This is a genomic window from Stenotrophomonas sp. OVS01A (assembly GCF_019969775.1).
GTDB classification, from domain to species: domain Bacteria; phylum Pseudomonadota; class Gammaproteobacteria; order Xanthomonadales; family Xanthomonadaceae; genus Stenotrophomonas; species Stenotrophomonas indicatrix.
On record NZ_JAHXYV010000001.1, the window covers coordinates 1,545,786 to 1,568,745 of the forward strand.

Here is a 22,960-nt window from a genome sequence, read left to right on the forward strand (position 1 = left end):
AGGCCCATGCGTGTCATGACGGTTCATCGGCAACAGGTGAGCGGGTCGTGTGCGCATCGCCTGCACGCATCCGGTAGTGCTCCACCCACTCCATGGTCGGTGCGATACCGCCGAAGGGAAACAGATGCGGGCTGACCTGCCCATGGGCTTCGGTCAAGCCCTCTGCCAGGCGGTCCACGAACACGTCCGGCCCGGCTCTTCCCAGCAGGCGGCCGATGGAGATGCCGTAGCGGGACAGCATCGAGGTGCTTGCAGCGACGCCGCACATGGCCGCATAGCGTACAAGCCGCGCGATGCTGGCCGGCCCGGGAACGCCCACCAGCACCGGATGGGTGATGCCACGGGCGCGCAGTTCATTCAACCAGGCCAGAACGATATCGGCGTCGAATGCGAACTGGGTGATGACCAGCGGTGCCATGCCTCGCTCTTCGATACGCTGGCACTTGTTTTCAAGCACGCGCCACCTCTCGGCGCTGGTCATCACCGGATGGCCTTGCGGATGCCCGCCCACCCCTACGACCTTGATGCCGGTGCGCTCGAGAATGCCGCTCTCGATGATCGATGTGCTGTCGGCGAACGGCCCGGCAGGCGTGGCAAGATCGCCTGCGATCACGAAACAGCGGTCAATGCCAGCGTCGATGACGGCACGCTCGATGAAGTGCTCCAGCGCCGCCCGCGAGCCGATGCGGCGTGCGGAAAGGTGCGGCATCGGCTCGAACCCCAGTTCGCGCACCCTGCGTGCCGCCGCCAGACGCGCAGCATCGTCCTCGCTCGGCAGGTAGGGAATGGAAATCGTCGTCCCCCGTGCAATGCGGGCGGCTTCGGCGCGCAGCGCAGGCATGGCCTTGGCACTGACTTCCAATGAGAAGGCGTTGACGAAGGTCTGCGCCAATGGCTCCATGCGGCCAACGCCTGCTGACATCAGCCGGCACCACGCAGGTTGCCGGCGCTTGTGGAGCTGTTCCGTGCCAGTTCGACAAACGCCTGCAGGTAATCGATACCGGTATCGGCCTCACGCGCGCCCAGGTAGATCTGCTTGGGAATGCCTTTCGCACCCAGACGCACCGGTACCACGTCCATGCGGGCTGCATATTCCTCCACCAGCCAACGCGGCATGGCGGCGACGCCGCGACCGCTGGCCACCATCTGCATCATGATGTCGGTGGTTTCGATGGCCTTGTGACGCCGGGGCGTGACCCCGGCAGGCAGCAGGAACTGGTTGTAGATATCCAGCCGCTCGAACGGCACCGGATAGCTGATGAGTACTTCCTGGCTGAGCTGGCGGGGCTTGACGTGCTCGACCGACGCCAGCGCATGGCCCTTGGCCACCACCAGCACCTGCTCGTAATCGAAGACGGGGACGAACTTCAGGCCCGGCTTCAGCAACGGGTCGGGCGTGACCAGCAGGTCGATCTCATAGCCGAACAGGGCGCCGATGCCGCCGAACTGGAACTTCTGCTTGACGTCCACATCGACGTCGGGCCAGCTGGCCAGATAGGGCGAGACGATCTTCAGCAGCCACTGGTAGCAGGGGTGGCATTCCATGCCGATGCGCAGCGCGCCACGCTCGCCCTGCGCGAACTGGCCCAGCCGTTCCTCGGCCAGGTCCAGCTGCGGCAGCACCCGGTTGGCCACCGCCAGCAGGTACTGGCCCGCCTGGGTCAGGCGCAGGCTGCGGCCTTCGCGCAACCAGACGTTGGTGCCCAACTGCTGCTCCAGCTTCTTCATGCTGTGGCTCAGGGCTGACTGGGTCAAGTTCAGCACGCCGGCGGCGGCGGTCAGCGAGCCTTGCTGTTCGACCTGCTGCACGATGCTGAGATGGATCCGCTCCAACATGACGATGAATCTCACTCATGGATTGGTGAAGTAATACCATTTTACGTCATGGGAAGGGCTGGCTAGCATCGGCTCATGCCTTCGGATCCCTGCCAGCGCGGCTACCCAGCCGGCACGCAGGACTGCGCCCCTGCAGGTCACCCCGAAGCAGCCCCTCCCCTGCTGAAGCGAAGAGATGACCCGCCCCCTCCGTATCGTCGCCGTTTCCGGCGGGCTGCAGCGCCCCTCAAGGGCCGCGACCCTGGCCGAGCACCTGCTGGACCTGATCGGCGAAGGCGTCCCCTGCGATCAGCACCTGATTGAACTGGGTGAACTGGCGCCACAACTGGCCGGTGCGCTCCGGCGCTCGCAGTTGCCCGAAACCGTGGAGCGGCAGTTGGCCGCTGTCGAGCGGGCCGATGTGCTGGTGGTGGTTACGCCGGTCTACCGCGGTTCGTACACCGGCCTGTTCAAGCACTTCTTCGATTTCATCGACCAGGACGCGCTGGTCGATACCCCGATCCTGCTGGCCGCCACTGGCGGCAGCGAACGCCACGCGCTGGTGATCGACCACCAGCTGCGACCGCTTTTCAGCTTCTTCCAGGCGCGAACCCTGCCCTTGGGTGTCTACGCAACCGACAAGGATTTCGCAGACGGCTGCGTGCAGAACGAGGCCCTGATGCAGCGGGCGCGGCTGGCAGTGCAGCGAGCGATGCCCCTGCTTGCCCTCTCCCATCGTGCAGCACCTGCCGTTACCGAGGCCGCTGCAGTCCTCTGAATGCCGAATGCCAGCGACCTGCATTCGGATGTCACCCCCGCAACCCGGAACGCCGCCCATGACGACCGAGAACTTCACCTTCAGCATCACCCGTATTCCTTTCAACGAGGACTACCAGCCCGCTGACGGCACGCGAATCACCACCAACTTCGCCAACCTGGCCCGCGGCGAATCCCGCCAGGAAAACCTGCGCAACACGCTCGGCATGATCAACAACCGCTTCAACGATCTGGCGCACTGGGACAACCCCAGCGCGGATCGCTACGCGGTCGAGCTGGACATCATCTCGGTGGAGATGCACATCGATGGCAGCGACGGCAGCGATACGTTCCCGTTGATCGAGGTGCTGCGGCCGACCATCGTCGACACGCGTACCGGCATGCGTACAGAAGGCATCGTCGGCAACAATTTCTCCTCCTACGTCCGCGACTACGATTTCAGCGTCGTGCTGCCCGCCAGCAACGAAGGCAAGGCCACCTTCGGCATTCCCGAGGACTTCGGCGATCTTCATGGCAAGCTGTTCAAGCACTTCCTGGCGTCCGACGCCTACCGTGCGCACTTCAGCAAGCCGCCGGTGATCTGCATCAGCGTGTCCAGCAGCAAGACCTACCATCGCACCGAGAACCACCATCCCATCCTGGGCGTCGAGTATCGGCAAGGCGAGTTCTCCCCCACCGACCAGTACTTCGACAAGATGGGGCTGCAGGTGCGCTACTTCATGCCGCCAGGCAGCGTCGCGCCACTGGCGTTCTACTTCCAGGGTGACCTGCTGGGCGACTACTCGAACCTGGAACTGATCGGCACCATCAGCACGATGGAGGCCTTCCAGAAGATCTACCGCCCCGAGATCTACAACGCCAATTCCGTAGCGGGCAAGGTCTACCAGCCCAGCCTGAAGCACCAGGACTATTCGTCCACCCGCATCGTCTACGATCGCGAAGAACGCAGCCAGCTGGCGGTCAAGCAAGGCCGGTTCACCGAAGAACACTTCATCAAGCCGTACCGCGCCGTGCTTGAGCAGTGGGCCGCCCGCTGATCCACCGCTTTTCCATTCGCCCCTCAGGACACAAGACGCAATGTCGACGAAGAAACTGCTCCCCACCTCCACCGCAGGCAGCCTGCCCAAGCCCTCCTGGCTGGCCGAGCCCGAAAAGCTCTGGTCGCCCTGGAAGCTGCAGGATGACGGCCTGACTGAAGGCAAGCAGGATGCCCTGCGCCTGTCCCTGCAGGAGCAGCAGCATGCCGGCATCGACATCGTCAGTGACGGCGAACAGACACGGCAGCATTTCGTCACCACCTTCATCGAACACCTCAGTGGCGTCGATTTCCAGAAGCGTGAAACCGTCCGCATCCGCGACCGCTACGACGCCAGTGTGCCCACCGTGGTGAGCGCTGTCAGCCGCCCGAAGCCGGTGTTTGTGGAAGATGCGAAGTTCCTGCGCAGGCACACCACGCAGCCGATCAAGTGGGCGCTGCCGGGCCCGATGACCATGATCGACACGCTCTACGATGCGCACTACAAGAGCCGCGAAAAGCTGGCATGGGAGTTCGCCGGGATCCTCAACCAGGAAGCCAGGGAACTGGAGGCGGCCGGCGTCGACATCATCCAGTTCGACGAGCCTGCCTTCAACGTGTTCTTCGACGAAGTGAACGATTGGGGTGTCGCCGCACTGGAGCGCGCGGTCGAAGGGCTCAAGTGCGAAACCGCGGTGCATATCTGCTATGGCTACGGCATCAAGGCCAACACCGACTGGAAGCAGACGCTGGGTTCGGAATGGCGCCAGTATGAAGAGTCGTTCCCGAAGCTGCAGACGTCCAGCATCGACATCATCTCGCTGGAGTGCCACAACTCGCACGTGCCGATTGACCTGATCGAGCTGGTGCGCGGCAAGAAGGTGATGGTCGGTGCCATCGATGTGGCTTCCAGCACGGTCGAAACGCCGGAAGAGGTGGCCAACACGCTGCGCCAGGCACTGCAGTTCGTGGATGCTGACAAGCTTTACCCCAGCACCAACTGCGGCATGGCGCCGCTGTCGCGTGACGTGGCACGAGGCAAGCTGCGCGCGCTCAGCGCAGGCGCACAGATCATCCGCGACGAGATTCTGGCCCGCGGCTGAGCACGAGTGCGCATGCGGGCGGACACGTTTGGATGGATGAGGCAAAGGCCGCGCGCCAGTGCGGGAGCCCACCGCTCCCACACTGGCGCCGCCTCCCCTACTCCTGCGCCCGAAACTCAGCGCTGCTGATCCTTCAGGAACAGCCAGGTAATCAACGTGGCATCCGGGCCCTTGGGGTCGGTGAACGGCAACCCGGACTGGCTGCCGCTCCAGGCATGCCCCATCCCCTGCACCACGTAATGCTGGACCAGCGTCCTGCCGCCATAGGTGTAAGAGTCAACCGTGTAGGCACGCCCACCCGGCACCTGGCCGTGGAAGGTGCTGGTCGGCACGTACTTCACCGAGTCGTTGTCCACGCCATCGTCAGCCAGGTCGTTGGTCTGCAGGAACTGGCGCACGGCCTGCTGCCCGTTGATCGGGTTCACCGTGGCGTCGGCGGTGCCATGGAAGACCAGCACCGGGATCGGCCGCGGCGACGGCGAGCCCGAGCACTGCCAGGCCAGCCGCCCGTTGCTGTCCGGTGAGTAGATGCTGCCGGCCAACAGCGCATAGGCGCTTCCGGAAATCGTGGTCGCGCCCTTGTACATGCCGCCGGAGTGGATCGCGCCCGCCGCGAACACATCCGAATAACAGGCCAGCATGATCGAAGTCATCGCCCCGCCGGCGGAAATGCCGGTGACGTACACCCGGTGCGGATCGATGCTGTAGCCCGCTTTCACCTTGTCCACGATGCCGGCCAGGATGGAGGCTTCGCCACTGTCGCGCGCCTGGTTGATCGGCAGTTGCCAGTTCCAGCAGCGTGCGGGGTTCGAGGTTACGTTCTGCCGCGGGTAGACCACGATGAAGCCTTCGGTGTCGGCCACCTCGTTGAAGCCGGAGGCCTCGCCCATCAGGTTCGGCCCGGTCACGCAGCCGTGCAGCACCAGCAACAGGGGCAGTGGCCGCGTTTCGTCGTAGCCGGCCGGCACCCACACCTGGTACTCGCGGGCACCGAACAGATTGCCGTACAGGCCAACGTCCCAATGCCCGGGTGGGTCTGCCGCAGAGGCGGCGCCCGTGGTGGCCAGCCAGGTGCACAGCAGCAGCATCAGCGCCTTGATTGAATCGATTCCAGATTTCATGACCAGATCCTCATGCGTGAGTCGTGGATGAAGTGGTACCGGAAATCCTCGTGGACCGACCTTCCAGAGGGTGCTGCGACGCCGCTGTCAAACCCAGCCGGTGGCGTAGTAGATGCCGATCACCACGAACACCGCGAGGGTCTTGATGATGGTCACTGCGAAAATGTCCTTGTAGGCCTGCCGATGGGTCAGCCCGGTGACCATCAGCAGGGTGATGACTGCACCGTTGTGCGGCAGGCTGTCCATGCCGCCCGATGCCATCGCGGCGACACGATGCAGCACCTCCATCGGGATGCCGGCAGCCTGTGCGTTGGCGATGAAGGTCTCCGACATTGCCGCCAGGGCGATGCTCATGCCGCCCGATGCAGAGCCGGTGACACCGGCCAGACCGGTTACGGTGACCGCTTCATGCAGCAGGGGGTCCTTGATCGCCCCCAGCGCGTTGGCCACCACCATGAAGCCGGGCAACGCGGCGATGACCGCGCCGAAGCCATATTCCGAGGCGGTGTTCATGGCTGCCAGCACGGCACCCCCGATCGCCGCCTTGGTGCCTTCGGCAAACTGGGTGACCACCGGGCGCCAGGCCAGCGCCAGCACCGACAGGATGCCAACCAGCAGCGCCCCCAGCACGGCCCAGATTGCGGTGATCTTCGCCACGCCCTGCACCACCGGCGCGGCGCTGCCCATGATCGACGGGACGAAGCTGTGCTCCGCACCGTACCAGTGCGGTATGCCCAGGGTGAACAGCTTGTTGGACACAAACACCAGCAGCAGCGGCAGCACGGCAATGGCCGCGTGTGCCAGATGCGTGCCTGCGAACGGTGCCGGCTCGTTCACCAGGGTGGCCGGGTCTCCGTAGCCCTCGCCACTGCGCACCGCCGCGCGACGGCGCCACTCCAGGTAGGCCATGCCCACCGCAAGCACGAACACACTGCCCAGCGTACCCAGCACCGGAGCCGCCCAGGTATCGGTGCCGAAGAACGTGGTCGGGATGATGTTCTGGATCTGCGGCGTGCCCGGCAATGCGTCCATGGTGAAGCTGAAGCCGCCCACCCCCAGCGTGGCCGGAATCAGGCGCTTGGGGATGTTGCTCTGGCGGAACATCTCGGCCGCGAACGGATAGACCGCGAATACCACCACGAACAATGACACGCCGCCGTAGGTGAGCAGGCCCGACACCAGCACGATCGACAGCATCGCCCGCTGCGGTCCGAACAAGCGGATCGCCGCACCCACGATCGAGCGGGAGAAGCCGGACAGTTCGATCAGCTTGCCGAACACCGCGCCCAGCAGGAACACCGGAAAGTAGAGCTTGAGGAAGCCAACCATCTTGTCCATGAACAAGCCGGTGAACATCGGTGCCACCAGCGAGGGATCGGTGAGCAGCACTGCGCCAAGCGCGGCGATGGGCGCGAACAGGATCACGCTGTAACCGCGGTAGGCCACCAGGATGAGGAAGGCCAGCGCTGCAAGTACGATCAGTAACGACATACGGCGCTTCCGGGTGGGGACGCGCCCAGTATCCGGATCTGGCGACCGCTGCCGACTGGACCTAGGTCCACTCGCCGGTGCGCAACCGCGCCGCTAGCCTAGCGTCCATGGGTGGCAATGGGCCATTCGCCGCGTACATGCCTTGGGGGAGGACCGAATGAAACGGAATTGCTTGAGCCTGATGATCGGCACACTGCTGGCCACCGGGCCGGTTCTGGCGCAGGACGCACCGCAGGGCGCGCCGGCAGCCGCCCGCACCGCTTCGGCCACCAACCTGGACAGCATCACGGTGACCGCACGCAAGCGCGAGGAAACCCTGCAGGAGGTGCCGGTTGCCGTCACCGCCTTTACGTCCGAAGCCCTGGACAAGATGAACGTCCAGGACATCAGCGACCTTGATGGACAGGTCCCCAACCTGACCATCTACGCGGCGCGCGGCGCCAGCAGCACGGTCACCGCCTACATCCGCGGTGTTGGCCAGTCCGACCCTACCTGGGGCGCTGACCCGGGCGTGGGCATCTACCTGGACGACGTCTACATCGCCCGTCCGCAGGGTGCGTTGCTGGACGTGTTCGACGTCTCGCGCATCGAGGTGCTGCGCGGTCCGCAGGGCACGCTGTACGGCAAGAACACCATTGGCGGTGCCATCAAGTACATTTCGCGCGGCCTGCCTACCCAGACCGAAGGCTTCGCCCAGATCACCGTGGGCAACTACAGCCAGCTGGACGCCAAGGCGGCGATCGGCGGCCCGATCGGCGGGGCCGACAGCGGCCTGCGCGCGCGCGTGGCGGTGGCCAGCATGAATCGTGACGGCTTCGGCGAGAACACCTTCACCGACCAGCCGGTCAGTGACAAGCAGATCAATGCTGCACGCTTCAACCTGGGTGCGTATGCGGGCGACGACTTCGACGTGCAGTTCGCATTGGACTGGATCGACGACCAGTCCGGCATGCGTGGCTCGAAGATGCTGGCACCCAACCCGTTCGTGCGCGCCTACCCGCCGATGGATGACCGCTACGACATCCGCTCGGGCATGCGCAACCTCAACAGCGTGGAGACCAAGGGCGCCTCGGCCACGGTGAACTGGCGGCCCAGCGAAGACGTTGCATTGAAGTACGTGGTGGCCAAGCGCGAGTCGGACAGCGACGCGAACATCGACTTCGACAGCACGCCGGTCAAGCTGGCCGATGTAGGTGGCACTTACCATGACGACCAGGTCAGCAACGAGGTGCAGCTGAACTACGATGCCGGCGGCCGCGTGCGCGGCGTGGTGGGCCTGTACCAGTTCAGTGGCGAGGCCGGTGGACAGATCCGCAACAACTTCTTCAACCTGCAGTTCGGCGACACCCGTGGCAAGGTGCTCACCGACAGCATCGCGCTGTACGCCGACTGGACGTTCGACCTGACCAGCAAGCTGAAGCTGGACGTCGGCGCCCGCTACACCGACGAGGACAAGCGCGCGATCGTGCTCAACCGCTTCTACTCCGATGCGACGTTCACCCGTCCGATCGCGGTCGCCGCCGATTTCGACAAGAAGACCAATTTCAAGAACATCTCGCCCAAGGTGTCGCTGGACTACCAGATCACCCCGGACATCATGGTCTACGGCCTGGCTACGCGTGGCTTCAAGTCCGGCGGCTACAACATCCGCGCCAATGCCGTTGCCGTGCCACGCTCGGCCGAGCCGTTCGATGACGAGACGGTCGACAGCTTCGAGATCGGCAGCAAGATGGCCTTCCTCGACCAGCGCCTGTTCCTGAACCTGTCGGCGTTCCACAACAAGTACAAGGACATCCAGCTGTCGGTGTTCACCGGCATCGATACCAACGGCGACGGTGTCGACGATGCCTTCTTCGGCGATTTCACCAATGCCGGCGCCGGCACCATCAACGGCCTGGAAATCGAGTACCAGTACCTGCCCAGCCAGCACTGGCTGATCTCCGGCAACCTGGCCTGGCTGGATGCCAAGTATGACGAGTACTTGGACCGCGGCGTCAACGTGGCCAAGCAGATGAAGTTCACCAACGCACCGGACTTCTCGGGCGCGTTGAACGTGGAGTACCGCACCGACCTGGCCAATGGCAGCAACCTGTCCGCACGGGTGAGCTACAGCTACCAGAGTGAAGTGTGGCCGACCACCGATCTGAGCCCGGTGATCCGCCAGGACGGCTACGGGCTGGTCAATGCCAGCGTGACCTGGAAGCTTGACGACGCCTGGACCTTCTCGCTGCAGGGTACCAACCTGGCCGACAAGGAATACCGCACCACCGGTTACAACATTCCGGCGGTTGGCACGCTGATTGGTTTCTATGGGCCGCCGCGCCAATATAGCCTCAGCGTCCGTTACGATTTCTAGGAAGCTTCTGCATGACACCGTCTTACGATGATCTGTACTGGAAAAGTGACGATGGCCTGCGCCTGCATGCGCGTGACCATGCTCCTGCAGGCGCGCAGCCGGCGCGCGGCACCGTGGTCTGCATCCCCGGCCTGACCCGCAATGGCGCCGACTTCGATGCGCTGGCCGCATCGCTGACTGCTGCGGGTTGGCGGGTGATCGCGGTTGACCTGCGAGGACGCGCAGGTTCGGAACGCGCATCGGACCCGTCCAGCTACAACCCGCGCACCTATGCCGACGACATGGTGGCGCTGCTGCGGTCGCAGAACATCGACAAGGCGGTATTCGTCGGCACCTCGCTGGGGGTGCTGGTCACCATCACCCTGGCCTCGCGTGCGCCCGGGCTGATCGCCGCGGCAGTTCTGAACGATGCCGGCCCCAAGGTGCCGCGCGAAGCGCTGGCGCGGATCGGCAAGTACGCCGGCAAGCCCGTGCCACCGATGGACCTGGCACAGGCCACGACCTATGTGGAATCCATCGGCAAGGCCGCGTTCCCGCGCTTCACCGCCGACGACTGGCGGGCGATGGCCGTACGCACGTTCCGCCAGCGCAGCGATGGCCTGCTGGAACTGGACTACGACCCGGCGGTGATCCGCACCACGCGGCCGTGGCTGCTGTGGCTGCTGCGCCCGGTGCTGTGGCGCGCCGTGCGTGGGCTGACCGCACGCGTGCCAGTGCTGGTGGTCCGCGGAGCGCTGTCGGACATCCTGCCTGCCGATGTCGCGCAGCAGATGGCAGCTACGTCGCCCAACGCCCGCCTCGTTGAGGTACCGGAGGTAGGCCATGCACCGATGCTGTCCGAGCCCGAGGCGCGTGACGCGATCCTGGCATTGCTGGAGCGCGTGCGATGAGTTCCGGCGTGTCGAGGGATGCGCTGCCTGCCGCCCTGCAGGCCCTGCACCAATGGGCGGCAAGCGAGCGGCTGAGCGGCAGCACGCGCATCGCGCAGTCGCGCATCGATGCTTTCGCCGAGGCCACCGGTGACCACAATTGGATCCACACCGATCCTGCCCGCGCACGGACCGGCCTGCCGGGCGGGCAGACCATCGCCCATGGGTTCCTTCTGCTCTCGCTTACCGTAGAGGACGACGTGGGGGCCCTGGCCGGTTTTCCCGGCATCGCCCACGTACTGAACTACGGCTTGAACAAGGTCCGCTTCCTGGCGCCGGTGCCGAGCGGTTCCGAGGTACGGGTGCGCTCGCAGCTGATGTCCTTGGAAGCGCGCAGGCCCGGGCAGTGGCTGCTGACCCAGCACAAGACCGTGGAAGTGGTTCCCGCCGGCGAGGCAGCCGTGGTCGCCGAACAGTTGTCGCTGATCGTGCTCCCCGACTAGCGCCGCACCGTCCTCCCGCGCGGGGCGGGCCGGCTGCCCGCCGGCCGCGGTTCTCTCTACACTGGAGCGATGTTGACGCCCTCCATCGTCCTGTTCGCCTGCATCGCGTGGACCGTGCTGCTGTTCGGCGTCGCCCTGTGGGGGGAACGCCAGGGGCATCGGCTGTCGAAGGTATGGCCAGCCATCTACGCGCTGTCACTGGGCGTGCACTGCACGGCGTGGACCTACTACGGGGCTGCCTCGCAGGGCGTGCAATGGGGCTTCCCGATTCCGCCGACACTGATCGGCATGGCCCTCATTTTTGCCTTCGGCCTGCCGTTCCTGGTGCGGCTGGGGCGATTGGCCAAACAGCACAACAGTGCCACCATCGCCGACCTGGTGGTCGCGCGCCTGCGCGCCGACCAAGGGCTGGGCATCACCATCACCCTGGTCGCGCTGTTTGGCATCATTCCCTACATTGCGCTGCAGCTGAAAGCGGTCAGCCAGGGTCTTGCCGCCCTGCTCGGTGATCAGTTCGCACCCGTTGGCTGGCAGCTGGACGTGTCGTTCTGGTTCGCGCTGACGATGGCGGCGTTCACCACCCTGTTCGGTGCACGCAAGGCGTCGGCGACCGAGCACAACCGCGGCATCGTGGTCGCGCTGGGCCTGGAATCGCTGTTGAAGCTGACGGCACTGCTGGCCATTGGCCTGTATGCCGCGCTATCGGTGCACAAGGCCGGCACGCCGCTGCTTGAGAAGATGGCGCACCTGCCGCCGCCGGCAGTGGTGCCTGATTACCTGACCATGGTGGCGCTCGGTGCCATGGCCGCGTTCACCCTGCCCCATCAGTTCCATGTGGGCGTGGTCGAGCTGCGCCAGTCGTCGGACCTGAAGACGGCGCGCTGGCTGTTCCCGGTCTACCTGCTGTTGATCGGCCTGCCGTCGGTGCCGATGGCACTGGCCGGTGCCGCGCAGCTGCCGCCCTCGATGACGCCGGATCTGTACGTGCTGGCCCTGCCGCAGGAGCGCGGCCATCACCTGCTGGCACTGCTGGCATACCTGGGCAGTCTGAGTGCCGCCACCGGCATGATGATCCTGTCCGGGCTGACCCTGTCGATCATGCTCGGCAACCACGGTGTGGGCTCGCGCCTGCTGAGCGGCGTCAATGGCTTCAACACCGGCGCGGATCTACGACCGCGGGTGCTGGCCTTCCGGCGCGCCGGCATTCTCGCCGTGTTCCTGATGTCGTGGCTGTACAGCCGTGCGATGAGCGGCACCGAGGCGCTCAGCGATTTCGGCCTGATGTCGTTCACCGCGCTCTCGCAGCTGGCACCGGCGGTGCTGCTGGCGGTGTACCGTCCGCGCACGCCCTCCCCGGCCATCATCGCCGGCATCGTACTGGGCTCGCTGGTCTGGTTGTGGCTGGTGCTGCTGCCCATGGTGCTCCCTGCCCCGCTGGCCTCGGCCGGTCCCGACGGACTGCACTGGCTGGCGATGTTCTCGCTGCGCATGCAGCCGGGCCATATCGCCATCAGCATGGGCGCCAGCCTGGCCGTCAACCTGGTAACCGTGGTGCTGGTGTCGCGCGCGGTGCGTCCTCCGATGCCTCGGCAGCGCGACGCGGTGGCTGCTGCATCGTTGCGCAAGACGGCTGGTCGCTTCCTCGGCCAGGAACGGGCACGGCAGCTGATGGACGGGCACGCCGGGCAGATGCTGGACGACGACCGGGTGACTGCCATCGAGCGCGAACTGACCGCCGTGGTCGGTGCAGGCATGGCGCGGCTGCTGGTGGAGGCGGCACGCGATGGTGGCGCTGCGCCGCTGGACGCTGTTACCCGTGCGGTCGGTGAAGCCACCCAGGTGCTGCGCTTCAACCAGCGCCTGCTGGAGGCTGCCCTGGAAAACATGAGCCAGGGCATCAGCGTGGTCGATGCGCAGCTGCAGCTGGTGGCCTGGAACAGCCGCTACGCCGCGCTGTTCAAGTTCCCGCCGGAGCTGCTGCAGGTGGGGCAGCCGGTGTCGAACCTGACGGCGTGGGCACTGGGACAGCTGAAGATCGGCGACACCCCTGGTGACTCGCGCGACAAGGCGTTGCAGCGGCGGGTGGTGCACATGCGGCGCGGCACGCCGCACCTTTCCGAGCGGATTTTCCCGGACAACACCATCGTTGAGATCCGAGGCAACCCGATGCCCGGTGGCGGCTACGTGGCCACCTTCACCGATGTCACCGCGTTCCGGCGGGCAGAGGACGCGCTCAAGCGCAGTAACGAAACCCTGGAGCGCCGCGTGCAGGACCGCACCGCCCGGCTTGAACAGGCCGTGCATGAAGCCGAGCGGGCCAACGTAGCCAAGACCCGCTTCCTGACCGCAGTCGGCCATGACCTGATCCAGCCCCTGCATGCGGCGCAGCTGTTGACCGACGCCATGTCGCAGCACATCGAATCGGAATTCCTGGACAGTTTCCTGCGCCAGATTCGCGGCGCGCTGGATTCCACCGACGATCTGCTGTCGGGCCTGCTGGATATTTCGCGACTGGAAGCCGGTGGCCTGGTGGCCGATCCGCGCCCGTTCGCCTTGTCGACCGTGCTGGAGCCGCTTGCGCAGGAGTTCGCCGTGCTGGCCGCGGCACGCGGCCTGCAGTTCCGCCATGTGCGCACCCGCGTGTGGGTGCACAGCGACCCGTTGCTGCTGCGCCGCGTACTGCAGAACTTCCTGGCCAACGCCATCCGCTACACCCGCCGTGGCGGCGTGCTGCTGGGCGTTCGTCGGCACGGTCAGGCACTGTCGATCGGCGTGCATGACAGCGGCCCCGGCATCGCGCCGGAGCAACAAGCCGTGGTGTTCGAGGAATTCCACCGTGGCGACCGCAGCAATGGCCAGGGCCTCGGTCTTGGCCTGACCATCGCGCACCGCATTGCCGACCTGCTGCATGCACCGTTGGGACTGCAAAGCGAACTGGATCGCGGCTCGGCCTTCTCCATCACCGTGGCGCGTGCAGCGCCGCCTGAGGCCCCACGCACTGAGCCCGCCGCTGGCAACAGCAGCATCAAGGGCATCCGCGTGCTGGTGGTCGACAACGATGCGGAGGCGCTGGAGGCAATGCGGCTGATGCTGCTTGCCTGGGGCTGCGATGTCATCGCGGCGCGTGATGTCGCTGCGCTGGGCGCGTCCGCACATGAGGCGGCACTGTGGCTGTTCGACTACCACCTTGATGAGGGCGATACCGGCGTCGCACTGTGGAAGCGCCTCGTCGCCGTGCATGGCGCGCGGCCGACGGTGATCCTCAGCGCCGATACCGGCAATGACACGCGCGAGGCGGTGCGCAGTGTGGGCCTGTCACTGCTGAACAAACCGTTCAAGCCGCTGGCGCTGCGCTGGGCGATCAACCATCTGCTGGCAACGGCCAGCACGGAAAGGACCTGACGAAGGATCAGGCGTCCTGCGCGTCTTCGATCTGCCGGGATGGGTCGGTCAACCCCATCTCGTGCAGCACGCGGATGGCCTGCGCGCGATTGCGTACGCCCAGTCGTCCCATGATGCGGGTCATGTGTGCCTTGACCGTGCGCAACTGCACGCCCAGCCGGTCGGCGATCTGCTTGTTGAGCAGCCCTTCGGCCACCAGGCTCAGCACCTTGTACTGATGCGCGGACAGGCTGGACAAGCGCGCGGCAAGATCGGCGTCCTTGCTGAAGGGCGCCACCCGCGCCACCGGCTCGCGCAGCAGCGCCGGTATCCAGCGCTCACCTTCCAGCACGGTCTGCAGTGCGGACTGCAGGTCGGTCAGGCCGGAGCTCTTGGGCAGGTACCCGGCTGCGCCCAGGTCGATGGCGCGGCGGATCACGTGCGGCTCTTCATTGGCCGAAACGATGATGATCGCCAGCCCCGGTTGCAACGCGCGTATGGTCGTCAGTCCGGCCAGGCCGTGGTTGCCCGGCATGTGCAGGTCCAGCAGCATCAGATCGATCTGCTGGCTCTCGATCGCTTCGAGCACGCCGTGCAGCGAATCGGCCTCGCTGATCTGCAGGTCAGCCACCGCCTCTTCGGCGGCGCGATGCAGCGCCGCGCGGAACAAGGGGTGGTCATCGGCGATGAGCAGGGTCGGCATGTCCAGCCGAGGTTAGCAAATCGCCTGCGCCTGGGCACGGGTACCAAGGTACGCTGGCGTGCGCCGCCCGGATGGTTAGGGTGGAGCAATGAACATCCACCGCCCCGTCATGCTGCTGTGCGCCGCGCTGCCATTGCTTCTGGGCAGCATCTCCAGCACCCACGCCGCCCCGCCCCGCCCCACTACCGCTGTTCCGGTGTTCGAGCAGTGGCGGGAAACCGTGCATCGCGGCAGCGACGAACTGCTGACCGCAGGCCTGGGCATCGACGCCCTGCGCTCGGCCACCGCGCCGGCGTTTGCCAACCCGGCCCAACCCACGGCCGAGGAAGCACGGCGTCGTGCGATCTGGAGCAGCTGGCGCGGCATCGCCGACCTGACACCCGGCGGCGGCTTTGGCGATGTCTACGGCAGCCTGCAGGCGGTACCCGGGCGCGAGCTCTCCGCCTATGCGCGCGTTCCCGGCGCGCGCCATCCCCACCGCGTGCTGGTGCAGGTGCCCGACAGCTTCGACGCCGCGCGGCGCTGCCTGGTCGTCGCGGCATCTTCCGGCTCGCGTGGCATCCATGGCGCGATCGCGGTTGCCGGCAGCTGGGGCCTGGCACATGGCTGCGCGGTCGCCTATACCGACAAGGGCGCCGGCAGTGATTACTACGATCTGGACGCCAAGGCCGGCTTCCAGGCAGACGGCACGCCAGCCAGCCAAGGCGCGTTGGCCTTCATTCCTGCGGGTGCGACAGCCACGCAGGGAATCGCCTTCAAACATGCCCATTCCGGTGACAACCCGGAAGCGGACTGGGGCCGCCATCTGCTGCAGGCGCTGCAGTTCGGCCTGCAGGCGCTGGACCGCGCCTATCCGCAATCGGCCCCGTTCACTGCGGCCAATACACGCACGCTGGGCGTGGGCGTATCCAATGGCGGTGGCGCCGTGCTGCGCGCGGCGGAGATCGAAGGCGACTGGTTCGATGCAATGGTGGCCGGCGAACCCAATGTCTCGGTGGCCGGCGCACCAGCGCTGTATGACTTCGTGACCCAGGCCGCGTTGCTGATGCCCTGTGCCCTGCTGACGGAGGACGATCTGCCACAACCGCCGATGCGGGCGCAGGCCGTGCCGGGGTGGACCCAGCGATGTGCCACGCTGAAATCCGCTGGGTTGGTGCAAGGCGATGACACTGCAGCACAGGCACGGTCGGCACGGCAGCAGCTGCTCGACGCGGGTTTGAGCGCCGATGCACTTCGCGCCGGTGCATTCTCCACCGGTTTCGATCTGTGGCGCGCCATCGCAGCGACCTACTCGTCAGCCTATGGACGCTACGCCACGGGTGAACACCCCTGCGCGTACAGCTTCTCGGCCGCCGGCACCGACAGCAGACCCCACGCGGCCACGGCCGAGGTTCGTGCAACCTGGTGGAGCGAGGGCAGTGGCATCCCGCCGGGCAGCGGCGTGGTTCTGGTGGACGGCAATGCCACCGGGGCGGCAGCTGATCCGCTGCGTGGCCTGCGCTGCTTGCGCGCACTTGGCGAGAGTGACAGCGCCGATGCCCGACGGGTACGCGCCGGCATCGCCGCAGCGACTGCCAAGGCGCCGCGTCGCGGCCTGCCGATCGTGGTCATCCATGGCCTGGACGACGGGCTGGTACCGATCAGCATGACCAGTGATCGCTACGTGCCACTTGCCCGCAAAGCCGGGGCGCAGATCGCCTATTGGCGGGTGAACAAGGCACAGCACTTCGACTCGCTGCTGGCCTTCCCGGACTACCGGAAGCGCTACGTCCCGCTGCTGCCCTACCTGTTCGCGGCGATGGACCAGGTGTGGGAACACCTTGAAGATCCAGCGCGAGCGCTGCCGCAGGATGCACTCATCCAGCCGAGCCCACGCGCGGAAGCGCCGCTGCTGCGCGAGCAGCTGTCCATTCCCGCGCCCCCCGGCCGCTGACGCGCCGCCCAATCAGGAAGATCACATGTCATTCGCCACCGCCGCAGACGCGCCCGCCGCCGAGCCTCATGCCTACCCCCTGCTGATCAAGCAACTGCTGCTGACACCTCTGTCAGTGCGACCACAGCAGGAAATCGTCTACGGCGACAAGGTCCGCTTCGACTACCGCACCCTGCAGGCGCGCATCGGCCAGTTGGCCGGGCTGCTGACCTCGCTCGGGGTAAAGCGCGGCGATACCGTGGCAGTGATGGACTGGGACAGCAACCGCTACCTGGAGAGCTATTTCGCCGTGCCGATGATCGGAGCGGTGCTGATGATGGTGAACATCCGCCTGGCGCCCGAGCAGATTGCCTATACGCTCAATCACAGCGGTGCGCGGGTGATCCTGGCCAACCGCGAGTTCCTGCCGGTGCTGGACGCCATCGAAGAGCAGCTGCCGGACGTGCGCACGCGCATCCTGCTGGATGATGATGAGGGCCCGCTGCCAGCGGGTTTCGTGACCGAGTATGAGGCCGGGCTGCGCGAGGCCACGCCCATCACCCGCTTCCCGGACTTCGACGAGAACACCCGCGCCACCACGTTCTATACGACCGGCACCACGGGCCTGCCCAAAGGCGTGTACTTCAGCCATCGGCAACTGGTACTGCACTCGCTTGCGGCGATGGCAGCCCTCGGCAGCGCGTCCAGCCAGGGGCGGCTGCACCGCGACGATGTCTACATGCCGATCACGCCGATGTTCCATGTCCATGCCTGGGGCATGCCGTACGTGGCCACGCTGCTGGGCATCAAGCAGGTCTACCCCGGCCGATACCTGCCGGGCGCGTTGCTGGCGCTGATCGCCCGCGAGAAGGTGACGTTCTCGCACTGCGTGCCGACCATCCTGCATATGCTGCTGGGCCATCCCGCCGCTGCCGATACCGACCTGCGCCGCTGGAAGGTGATCATCGGCGGCGCGGCACTACCGCGGGCCCTGGCGCAGCAGGCACTGGCCCGTGGCATCGACATCTTCGGCGGCTACGGCATGTCCGAAACCTGCCCGCTGCTCACCCTCGCGCAGATCGATGCCGACGCCGTGGACGGCCCGCACGAGGAGCTGTCCCTGCGCACCAAGGCCGGCATTCCGGTGCCGCTGGTTGACCTGCGCATCGTCGACGAACACATGAATGATGTTGCCCACGATGGCATCGCCACCGGGGAAGTGGTGGTGCGCACGCCCTGGCTCACCCAGGGCTATCTGCACAATCCGGACGCTTCGACGGCTTTATGGGCCGGCGGTTACCTGCACACCGGCGACATCGGCAACATCGATGGCAGCGGCTACCTGCGCGTGACCGACCGCATCAAGGATGTGATCAAGACCGGTGGCGAGTGGATCTCCTCGCTCGCCCTGGAGGACATCATCGCCCTGCATCCGGCGGTCAACGAGGTTGCGGTGATCGGCATCAGCGATACGAAATGGGGCGAACGACCGCTGCCGTTGGTGGTCCGGCAGCACGGCAGCGATGTGACCGAGGCGGAGATCATCGAACTGGTCGCAGCACGCAGCCGCTCCGGTGATATCTCCCGCTACGCGATCCCTGACCGCGTCAGCTTCGTCGATTCGCTGGAACGCACCAGCGTGGGCAAGATCAACAAGAAGAAGCTGCGCAGCCTGCATGATCTGGGCGCAGCCACCGACGCAGGTTGACGCTGCGGCCTGCGGCCAACGAAGGGTCACTTCATTCCTCTACTTGATCGCCCTGCGCTCCCGCCCCGCTGGCGCCGTGGAGGATCCAGCAGATCCATCAGCCTGAGCTGGTTGTCGGTGCAGGAAATGCCCTCAGGACGCTGGGTGACACCCTCGATGATGCCCAGCAGGCGCGCTTCGTTCTCCTGCAGTTGCAGGATCAAGCGCCGGATCTCGGCCAGGCGCCTGCCCAGCGACTCGACCAGGCCTTGGTGATCGCACGCCTGCGTGCCCCCAGGCAGGAAATGCCGGATCTCATCAAGTGAGAAGCCGACGCGTTGCGCGTTGTCGATGATCTGCAGCACGCCCAATACGTCCGGGGAATAGATCCGGTAGCCGTTGCTCCCCCTGGGCGGCGCGCTGATCAGGCCTTCGGCCTCATAGAACCGGATGCGCGATGGGGCCAGGCCCGTGGCCTTGGCCAGATCCCCGATTTTCATCCTGCCACTGCCCCTTGACCTTCAAGTTGACTTTAAACATACACTGCCGCGACCGTCAGCGTGAGAGGTTGCCGACGGCGGTCTGGCGAGCACCCGCGCGGCACTGAAATGCGGGCGCCCTGGGCTGAACTTCCACCCCGGGCGATCAGAGGCCCAGACGCCCAAGGAAAAGAGATGCAGACCATTCTGGGAGCAAACGGCCAGATCGCCCAGGAACTGGCGCGCGCGTTGAGGCGCACCTACACCGACGACCTTCGCCTGGTGAGCCGCACGCCGCGGCCGGTCAACACGGGCGACCAGCTTGTGCCGGCGGACCTGCTGGACGCAGAGCAGACGCTGAAAGCCGTTGAAGGCAGCGACATCGTCTATTTCACCGCAGGGCTGCCGCCGGATTCAGGGCTCTGGGAGCGGCAGTTTCCTTCCATGCTGAAGAACGCACTGGATGCCGCCGTCGCCACCGGCGCTGCATTTGCGTACTTCGACAATACCTACATGTATCCGCAGACGGCGGCTCCGCAGACCGAGGACACCGCGTTCGCGCCCGCGGGCAGGAAGGCACGCGTGCGCGCAGAGATGGCGCGCATGGTCCTGGATGAGATGGCAGCCGGGCGCATCGCCGTCACCATCGCCCGAGCACCGGAATTCTATGGCCCGGGCAGCACGCAGAGCTTCACCAATGCCCTCGTCATCGACAGGCTGAAGGCTGGCAAGTCGCCGCGCGTGCCACTGCGCGACGATACCCTCAGAACGCTGATCTGGACGCCCGACGCCAGTCGCGCGCTCGCACTGCTGGGCAATACGCCCGACGCGCAGAACCAGACGTGGCATCTGCCCTGCAGTGAGCCGAGATTGACCTATGCCCAGTTCGCCACCCTGGCCTGCACTGTGTTCGGCAGGCCGGACACCCATGCCACCCTCGGCAGGACTGCGCTGTACATCGCCGGCCTGTTCTCGAAAGGTGCGCGCGAGATTCGGGAGCTGCTGCCGCGCTATGAGCATGACAATCGCTTCGAATCCGGAAAGTTCAAGCAGCGCTTTCCCGACTTTCCCGTAACCAGCTACGACGCAGGACTGCGGCAGATCAAGCACGAATGGGAAACCGGAAAATGAGCCAGAGGCGTATCTGATGAACCGTCGCATCCTTCATGTTGTCACCAACGTCGCGCATTACGATGACCCCAGCCACAGGACCGGGCTCTGGTTGTCGGAACTGACGCATGCCTACGACCTGTTCGCCGGGCAAGGCCATGAACAGCACCTGGTCAGCCCACGCGGCGGGCACTCACCGCTTGAGCCGCGCTCGCTGAAATGGCCGGCGCTGGACCATTCGGCGAAGGCATGGCTGCAGGATCCGGCGCGCATGGCACTGCTGGACAACACGCTCGCCCCCGACAACGTCGACGCTGCCGCGTACGACGCGATCTACTTCACCGGTGGGCATGCGGTGATGTGGGATTTCCCGGACAGCGAGGGCATCCAGAAAATCACGCGGGACATCCATGAGCAGGGCGGAATCGTCTCGGCGGTCTGCCACGGCTATTGCGGCCTGCTCAATACCCGGCTGAGCGATGGGCAACTGCTGGTGCAGGGCCGGCGGGTAACAGGATTCTCCTGGACCGAGGAAATCCTGGCGGGTGTTTCCAGGCAGATGCCGTACAACGCGCAGGCGGAAATGTCCCGGCGAGGAGCCCTGTACGAGAAGGGACTACTGCCGTTCGTGCCGAAGGTGGTTGTCGATGGCAGGCTGGTCACCGGCCAGAATCCGCAGTCGGCCAAGGCGACGGCAAAAGCGGTTGCGGCGCTGCTGCGCACGTCCGGCTAGCACTGACCACTGCCTTTCAGCGCTGCGTCTTCCAGCACGTCCTGGCGCTGGAAGGCGCAGCTCAGCGGCTGGACGCAGCTGGCAACCGGGCCAGCAGATCCGCCCGGCATGCATCCAGGATTTCGTCCGCCAGCGGCGATTCGTCCGGGCAGGACCTCGACAGCACCAGCGCGCCGACCGCTTGAGCCATCAGCGCAATACTGCGCGCACGCGCCGCATCGTCCGGATCGCGCTGCGCCTGCCCCTCCTGCGTGGCACGTGTTGCCAGCCTGGCCTCGATGCCGGCCGCAAAGGCAGCCTTGACCGCGTCCGTCTGCCGCGCGGCGTCGGTGCACAGCGCCGCCAGCGTGCAACCCTGGCCGGGCCCGTCGCGGTGCGCGCGGGACAGGTACTCGCTCACGAATGCCTGCACATCCAGATCAGCCACCGCTGCAGCCGAGCTGGTCAGGCCGCAGGCGGCTGCTTCGGCCATCAGGTCGGCCTTCGAGCCGAAATGCTTGTAGAAGCCGCCATGGGTGAAGCCAGCGGCGGCCATCAGGTCGGCCACGCCAACGCCGTCGTAGCCGCGCTCGCGGAACAGCGTGGAGGCGGTTTCGACGATGTGTGCCCGGTTGGCCTGCGCCTGTGCCTTGGTGACCTTCATGAGCCTTCGCCCTTGGGAGTCCTGTCGCGTGTGGAGGGCACTTTAACACACATAGATTATATTCATCATCAAACCATTGACTTCAATGATGATGGTCATCATCATTGATCCAGACCCCTACTCCGTAGACGAGCCCACCCTCCCATGTCCGACGCCACGCTTTTCCAGCCCTATCCCCTCGGCCCGCTGACGCTGGCCAACCGCATCGTGATGGCACCGCTGACGCGCAACCGCGCCGGGGAGGGCCTGGTGCCCAGTCCGCTGGCCAGCACCTACTACGCCCAGCGCGCATCAGCCGGCCTGATCATCACCGAAGCCACCCAGGTCTCGGCGCAGGCGCAGGGTTACCAGGACACCCCGGGGCTGTACACGCAGGACCAGATCGACGGCTGGCGCACCGTCACCGATGCGGTGCATGCACGCGGCGGGCGCATCTTCGTGCAGCTGTGGCACGTCGGCCGCATCTCGCACGTCGACCTGCAACCCGGCAACGCCGCGCCGGTTTCCGCCTCGGCCCTCCGCGCGCAGACCAAGACCTTCGTCAACAATGGTTTCGTCGATGTGTCCGAGCCGCGCGCCCTGGAAATCGACGAGCTGCCCGCCATCGTCGACGATTTCCGCCAAGCGGCTGCCAACGCCATCGCAGCGGGTTTTGACGGCGTGGAGATCCACGGCGCCAACGGCTACCTGCTCGAACAGTTCATCAAGGACGGGGCCAACCAGCGCACCGACGCGTATGGCGGCTCGGTCGAGAACCGTGCCCGCCTCCTGCTTGAGGTGACCGCTGCGGTGGCGCGCGAAATCGGCGCTGACCGCACCGGCGTGCGCATTTCGCCGGTGTCGCCGGCCAATGCCATTTCCACCGTCAGCGATCCGCAGCCCCAGTACGACTACATCGTCGATCAACTCAGCGCGCTGGGCATTGTCTACCTGCATGTGGTCGAGGGCGCCACGGGTGGCCCGCGCGATGTGGCACCGTTCGACTTCGATGGGCTGCGCCGTCGCTTCAACGGCACCTACCTGGCCAACAACGGCTACGACCTGCAGCTGGCCAGCGCCCGTGTATCCGAAGGCAAGGCCGATCTGGTCGCCTTCGGTCGCCCGTTCATCAGCAACCCCGATCTGGTCGAGCGCCTCAAGCGCGGCGCAGCGCTGGCGGCACTGAACCCGGCCACGCTGTATGGCGGTGGCGCCGAAGGCTACACCGACTACCCCACCCTGGCTGAAGCGCACGCGCAGTAACGCGGCCGCCCGCATCCGAC

General features: G+C 65.9%; 19 protein-coding genes. 12 read left to right on the forward strand and 7 right to left on the reverse strand.

Annotation, left to right across the window (positions count from 1 at the left end):
* Window positions 1-13 precede the first annotated feature (13 nt).
* Window positions 14-922 carry a methylenetetrahydrofolate reductase gene (locus tag LC407_RS07250; RefSeq protein ID WP_025874529.1) on the reverse strand — a complete coding sequence of 303 codons (909 nt, stop codon included), beginning with the start codon at window positions 920-922 and terminating at the stop codon, window positions 14-16.
* On the reverse strand, window positions 922-1,836 hold the full coding sequence (locus tag LC407_RS07255; protein ID WP_025874528.1) for a LysR family transcriptional regulator: 915 nt from the start codon (window positions 1,834-1,836) through the stop codon (window positions 922-924). Before LC407_RS07255 ends, LC407_RS07250 begins: the two co-directional genes overlap by 1 nt.
* 175 nt (window positions 1,837-2,011) lie before the next feature.
* Here LC407_RS07255 and msuE point away from each other — a divergent pair, with 175 nt between their 5' ends.
* Genes msuE through LC407_RS07270 form a run of 3 tightly spaced genes read left to right on the forward strand, consistent with a single transcriptional unit; the run spans window position 2,012 to window position 4,710 of the window.
* Window positions 2,012-2,593: an FMN reductase gene (gene msuE / locus LC407_RS07260; RefSeq protein WP_025874527.1), complete on the forward strand. Its 582-nt coding sequence runs from the start codon at window positions 2,012-2,014 to the stop codon at window positions 2,591-2,593.
* A gap of 58 nt (window positions 2,594-2,651) precedes the next feature.
* Window positions 2,652-3,629, forward strand: a complete 978-nt coding sequence (locus LC407_RS07265; RefSeq protein ID WP_025874526.1) for a DUF1852 domain-containing protein — start codon at window positions 2,652-2,654, stop codon at window positions 3,627-3,629.
* A gap of 40 nt (window positions 3,630-3,669) precedes the next feature.
* Entirely contained in the window at window positions 3,670-4,710 is a 1,041-nt protein-coding gene (locus tag LC407_RS07270; RefSeq protein WP_223482505.1) for a methionine synthase, read from the forward strand.
* A 116-nt stretch (window positions 4,711-4,826) separates the two neighbouring features.
* Here LC407_RS07270 and LC407_RS07275 read toward each other — a convergent pair whose 3' ends face one another.
* Together LC407_RS07275 and LC407_RS07280 are read right to left on the reverse strand one after the other, a co-directional pair.
* Window positions 4,827-5,831, reverse strand: coding sequence for a PHB depolymerase family esterase (locus LC407_RS07275; RefSeq protein ID WP_025874524.1), 1,005 nt, complete (start codon window positions 5,829-5,831; stop codon window positions 4,827-4,829).
* A gap of 87 nt (window positions 5,832-5,918) precedes the next feature.
* The gene (locus tag LC407_RS07280; protein WP_080148741.1) at window positions 5,919-7,322 is read right to left on the reverse strand and encodes a GntP family permease; all 1,404 of its coding nucleotides are present in this window, start codon (window positions 7,320-7,322) and stop codon (window positions 5,919-5,921) included.
* 181 nt (window positions 7,323-7,503) lie between these two features.
* Here LC407_RS07280 and LC407_RS07285 point away from each other — a divergent pair, with 181 nt between their 5' ends.
* From LC407_RS07285 to LC407_RS07300, 4 genes are all read left to right on the forward strand, one after another.
* The gene (locus LC407_RS07285; protein WP_223482688.1) at window positions 7,504-9,678 is read left to right on the forward strand and encodes a TonB-dependent receptor; all 2,175 of its coding nucleotides are present in this window, start codon (window positions 7,504-7,506) and stop codon (window positions 9,676-9,678) included.
* Between the two features lie 11 nt (window positions 9,679-9,689).
* A complete protein-coding gene (locus LC407_RS07290) occupies window positions 9,690-10,568 on the forward strand; it encodes an alpha/beta hydrolase (protein WP_218787535.1) in 879 nt (292 codons plus the stop codon).
* The gene (locus LC407_RS07295) at window positions 10,565-11,050 is read left to right on the forward strand and encodes a MaoC family dehydratase (protein ID WP_223482506.1); all 486 of its coding nucleotides are present in this window, start codon (window positions 10,565-10,567) and stop codon (window positions 11,048-11,050) included. The genes LC407_RS07290 and LC407_RS07295 overlap by 4 nt, the downstream gene beginning before the upstream one ends.
* A 69-nt stretch (window positions 11,051-11,119) precedes the next feature.
* Window positions 11,120-14,452: a PAS-domain containing protein gene (locus LC407_RS07300; RefSeq protein WP_223482507.1), complete on the forward strand. Its 3,333-nt coding sequence runs from the start codon at window positions 11,120-11,122 to the stop codon at window positions 14,450-14,452.
* 7 nt (window positions 14,453-14,459) lie between these two features.
* Here the strand turns inward: LC407_RS07300 and LC407_RS07305 are convergent, their stop codons facing one another.
* The gene (locus LC407_RS07305; protein ID WP_223482508.1) at window positions 14,460-15,134 is read right to left on the reverse strand and encodes a response regulator transcription factor; all 675 of its coding nucleotides are present in this window, start codon (window positions 15,132-15,134) and stop codon (window positions 14,460-14,462) included.
* A gap of 88 nt (window positions 15,135-15,222) precedes the next feature.
* On the opposite strand from LC407_RS07305, the gene LC407_RS07310 reads away from it, so the two are divergent.
* Window positions 15,223-17,067, forward strand: coding sequence for a D-(-)-3-hydroxybutyrate oligomer hydrolase (locus tag LC407_RS07310; RefSeq protein WP_223482509.1), 1,845 nt, complete (start codon window positions 15,223-15,225; stop codon window positions 17,065-17,067).
* Window positions 17,068-17,092: 25 nt separating this feature from the next.
* Window positions 17,093-18,754 carry a fatty acid--CoA ligase gene (locus tag LC407_RS07315; protein ID WP_223482510.1) on the forward strand — a complete coding sequence of 554 codons (1,662 nt, stop codon included), beginning with the start codon at window positions 17,093-17,095 and terminating at the stop codon, window positions 18,752-18,754.
* A gap of 26 nt (window positions 18,755-18,780) precedes the next feature.
* Here LC407_RS07315 and LC407_RS07320 read toward each other — a convergent pair whose 3' ends face one another.
* Window positions 18,781-19,233 carry a MerR family transcriptional regulator gene (locus LC407_RS07320; RefSeq protein WP_080148736.1) on the reverse strand — a complete coding sequence of 151 codons (453 nt, stop codon included), beginning with the start codon at window positions 19,231-19,233 and terminating at the stop codon, window positions 18,781-18,783.
* A gap of 174 nt (window positions 19,234-19,407) precedes the next feature.
* Here LC407_RS07320 and LC407_RS07325 point away from each other — a divergent pair, with 174 nt between their 5' ends.
* Both LC407_RS07325 and LC407_RS07330 read left to right on the forward strand, forming a co-directional pair.
* Window positions 19,408-20,343: an NAD-dependent epimerase/dehydratase family protein gene (locus LC407_RS07325; RefSeq protein WP_223482511.1), complete on the forward strand. Its 936-nt coding sequence runs from the start codon at window positions 19,408-19,410 to the stop codon at window positions 20,341-20,343.
* Between the two features lie 16 nt (window positions 20,344-20,359).
* Window positions 20,360-21,055, forward strand: coding sequence for a type 1 glutamine amidotransferase domain-containing protein (locus LC407_RS07330; RefSeq protein ID WP_154880411.1), 696 nt, complete (start codon window positions 20,360-20,362; stop codon window positions 21,053-21,055).
* A 61-nt stretch (window positions 21,056-21,116) separates the two neighbouring features.
* On the opposite strand, the gene LC407_RS07335 is transcribed toward LC407_RS07330, so the two are convergent.
* The gene (locus LC407_RS07335) at window positions 21,117-21,698 is read right to left on the reverse strand and encodes a TetR family transcriptional regulator (RefSeq protein ID WP_223482512.1); all 582 of its coding nucleotides are present in this window, start codon (window positions 21,696-21,698) and stop codon (window positions 21,117-21,119) included.
* A gap of 144 nt (window positions 21,699-21,842) precedes the next feature.
* On the opposite strand from LC407_RS07335, the gene LC407_RS07340 reads away from it, so the two are divergent.
* Window positions 21,843-22,940, forward strand: coding sequence for an alkene reductase (locus LC407_RS07340; RefSeq protein WP_223482513.1), 1,098 nt, complete (start codon window positions 21,843-21,845; stop codon window positions 22,938-22,940).
* Window positions 22,941-22,960 lie beyond the last annotated feature (20 nt).

What these genes read in the sequence shown, in the direction of transcription:
- LC407_RS07250 (WP_025874529.1), bottom strand. Translation starts at nt 922, where the DNA reads ATGTCAGCAGGCGTTGGCCGCATGGAGCCATTGGCGCAGACCTTCGTC.
- LC407_RS07330 (WP_154880411.1), top strand. Translation starts at nt 20,360, where the DNA reads ATGAACCGTCGCATCCTTCATGTTGTCACCAACGTCGCGCATTACGAT.
- LC407_RS07270 (WP_223482505.1), top strand. Translation starts at nt 3,670, where the DNA reads ATGTCGACGAAGAAACTGCTCCCCACCTCCACCGCAGGCAGCCTGCCC.
- LC407_RS07310 (WP_223482509.1), top strand. Translation starts at nt 15,223, where the DNA reads ATGAACATCCACCGCCCCGTCATGCTGCTGTGCGCCGCGCTGCCATTG.
- LC407_RS07280 (WP_080148741.1), bottom strand. Translation starts at nt 7,322, where the DNA reads ATGTCGTTACTGATCGTACTTGCAGCGCTGGCCTTCCTCATCCTGGTG.
- LC407_RS07315 (WP_223482510.1), top strand. Translation starts at nt 17,093, where the DNA reads ATGTCATTCGCCACCGCCGCAGACGCGCCCGCCGCCGAGCCTCATGCC.
- LC407_RS07300 (WP_223482507.1), top strand. Translation starts at nt 11,120, where the DNA reads ATGTTGACGCCCTCCATCGTCCTGTTCGCCTGCATCGCGTGGACCGTG.
- LC407_RS07335 (WP_223482512.1), bottom strand. Translation starts at nt 21,698, where the DNA reads ATGAAGGTCACCAAGGCACAGGCGCAGGCCAACCGGGCACACATCGTC.
- LC407_RS07320 (WP_080148736.1), bottom strand. Translation starts at nt 19,233, where the DNA reads ATGAAAATCGGGGATCTGGCCAAGGCCACGGGCCTGGCCCCATCGCGC.
- LC407_RS07285 (WP_223482688.1), top strand. Translation starts at nt 7,504, where the DNA reads ATGATCGGCACACTGCTGGCCACCGGGCCGGTTCTGGCGCAGGACGCA.
- LC407_RS07290 (WP_218787535.1), top strand. Translation starts at nt 9,690, where the DNA reads ATGACACCGTCTTACGATGATCTGTACTGGAAAAGTGACGATGGCCTG.
- LC407_RS07275 (WP_025874524.1), bottom strand. Translation starts at nt 5,831, where the DNA reads ATGAAATCTGGAATCGATTCAATCAAGGCGCTGATGCTGCTGCTGTGC.
- LC407_RS07255 (WP_025874528.1), bottom strand. Translation starts at nt 1,836, where the DNA reads ATGTTGGAGCGGATCCATCTCAGCATCGTGCAGCAGGTCGAACAGCAA.
- msuE (WP_025874527.1), top strand. Translation starts at nt 2,012, where the DNA reads ATGACCCGCCCCCTCCGTATCGTCGCCGTTTCCGGCGGGCTGCAGCGC.
- LC407_RS07325 (WP_223482511.1), top strand. Translation starts at nt 19,408, where the DNA reads ATGCAGACCATTCTGGGAGCAAACGGCCAGATCGCCCAGGAACTGGCG.
- LC407_RS07265 (WP_025874526.1), top strand. Translation starts at nt 2,652, where the DNA reads ATGACGACCGAGAACTTCACCTTCAGCATCACCCGTATTCCTTTCAAC.
- LC407_RS07340 (WP_223482513.1), top strand. Translation starts at nt 21,843, where the DNA reads ATGTCCGACGCCACGCTTTTCCAGCCCTATCCCCTCGGCCCGCTGACG.
- LC407_RS07295 (WP_223482506.1), top strand. Translation starts at nt 10,565, where the DNA reads ATGAGTTCCGGCGTGTCGAGGGATGCGCTGCCTGCCGCCCTGCAGGCC.
- LC407_RS07305 (WP_223482508.1), bottom strand. Translation starts at nt 15,134, where the DNA reads ATGCCGACCCTGCTCATCGCCGATGACCACCCCTTGTTCCGCGCGGCG.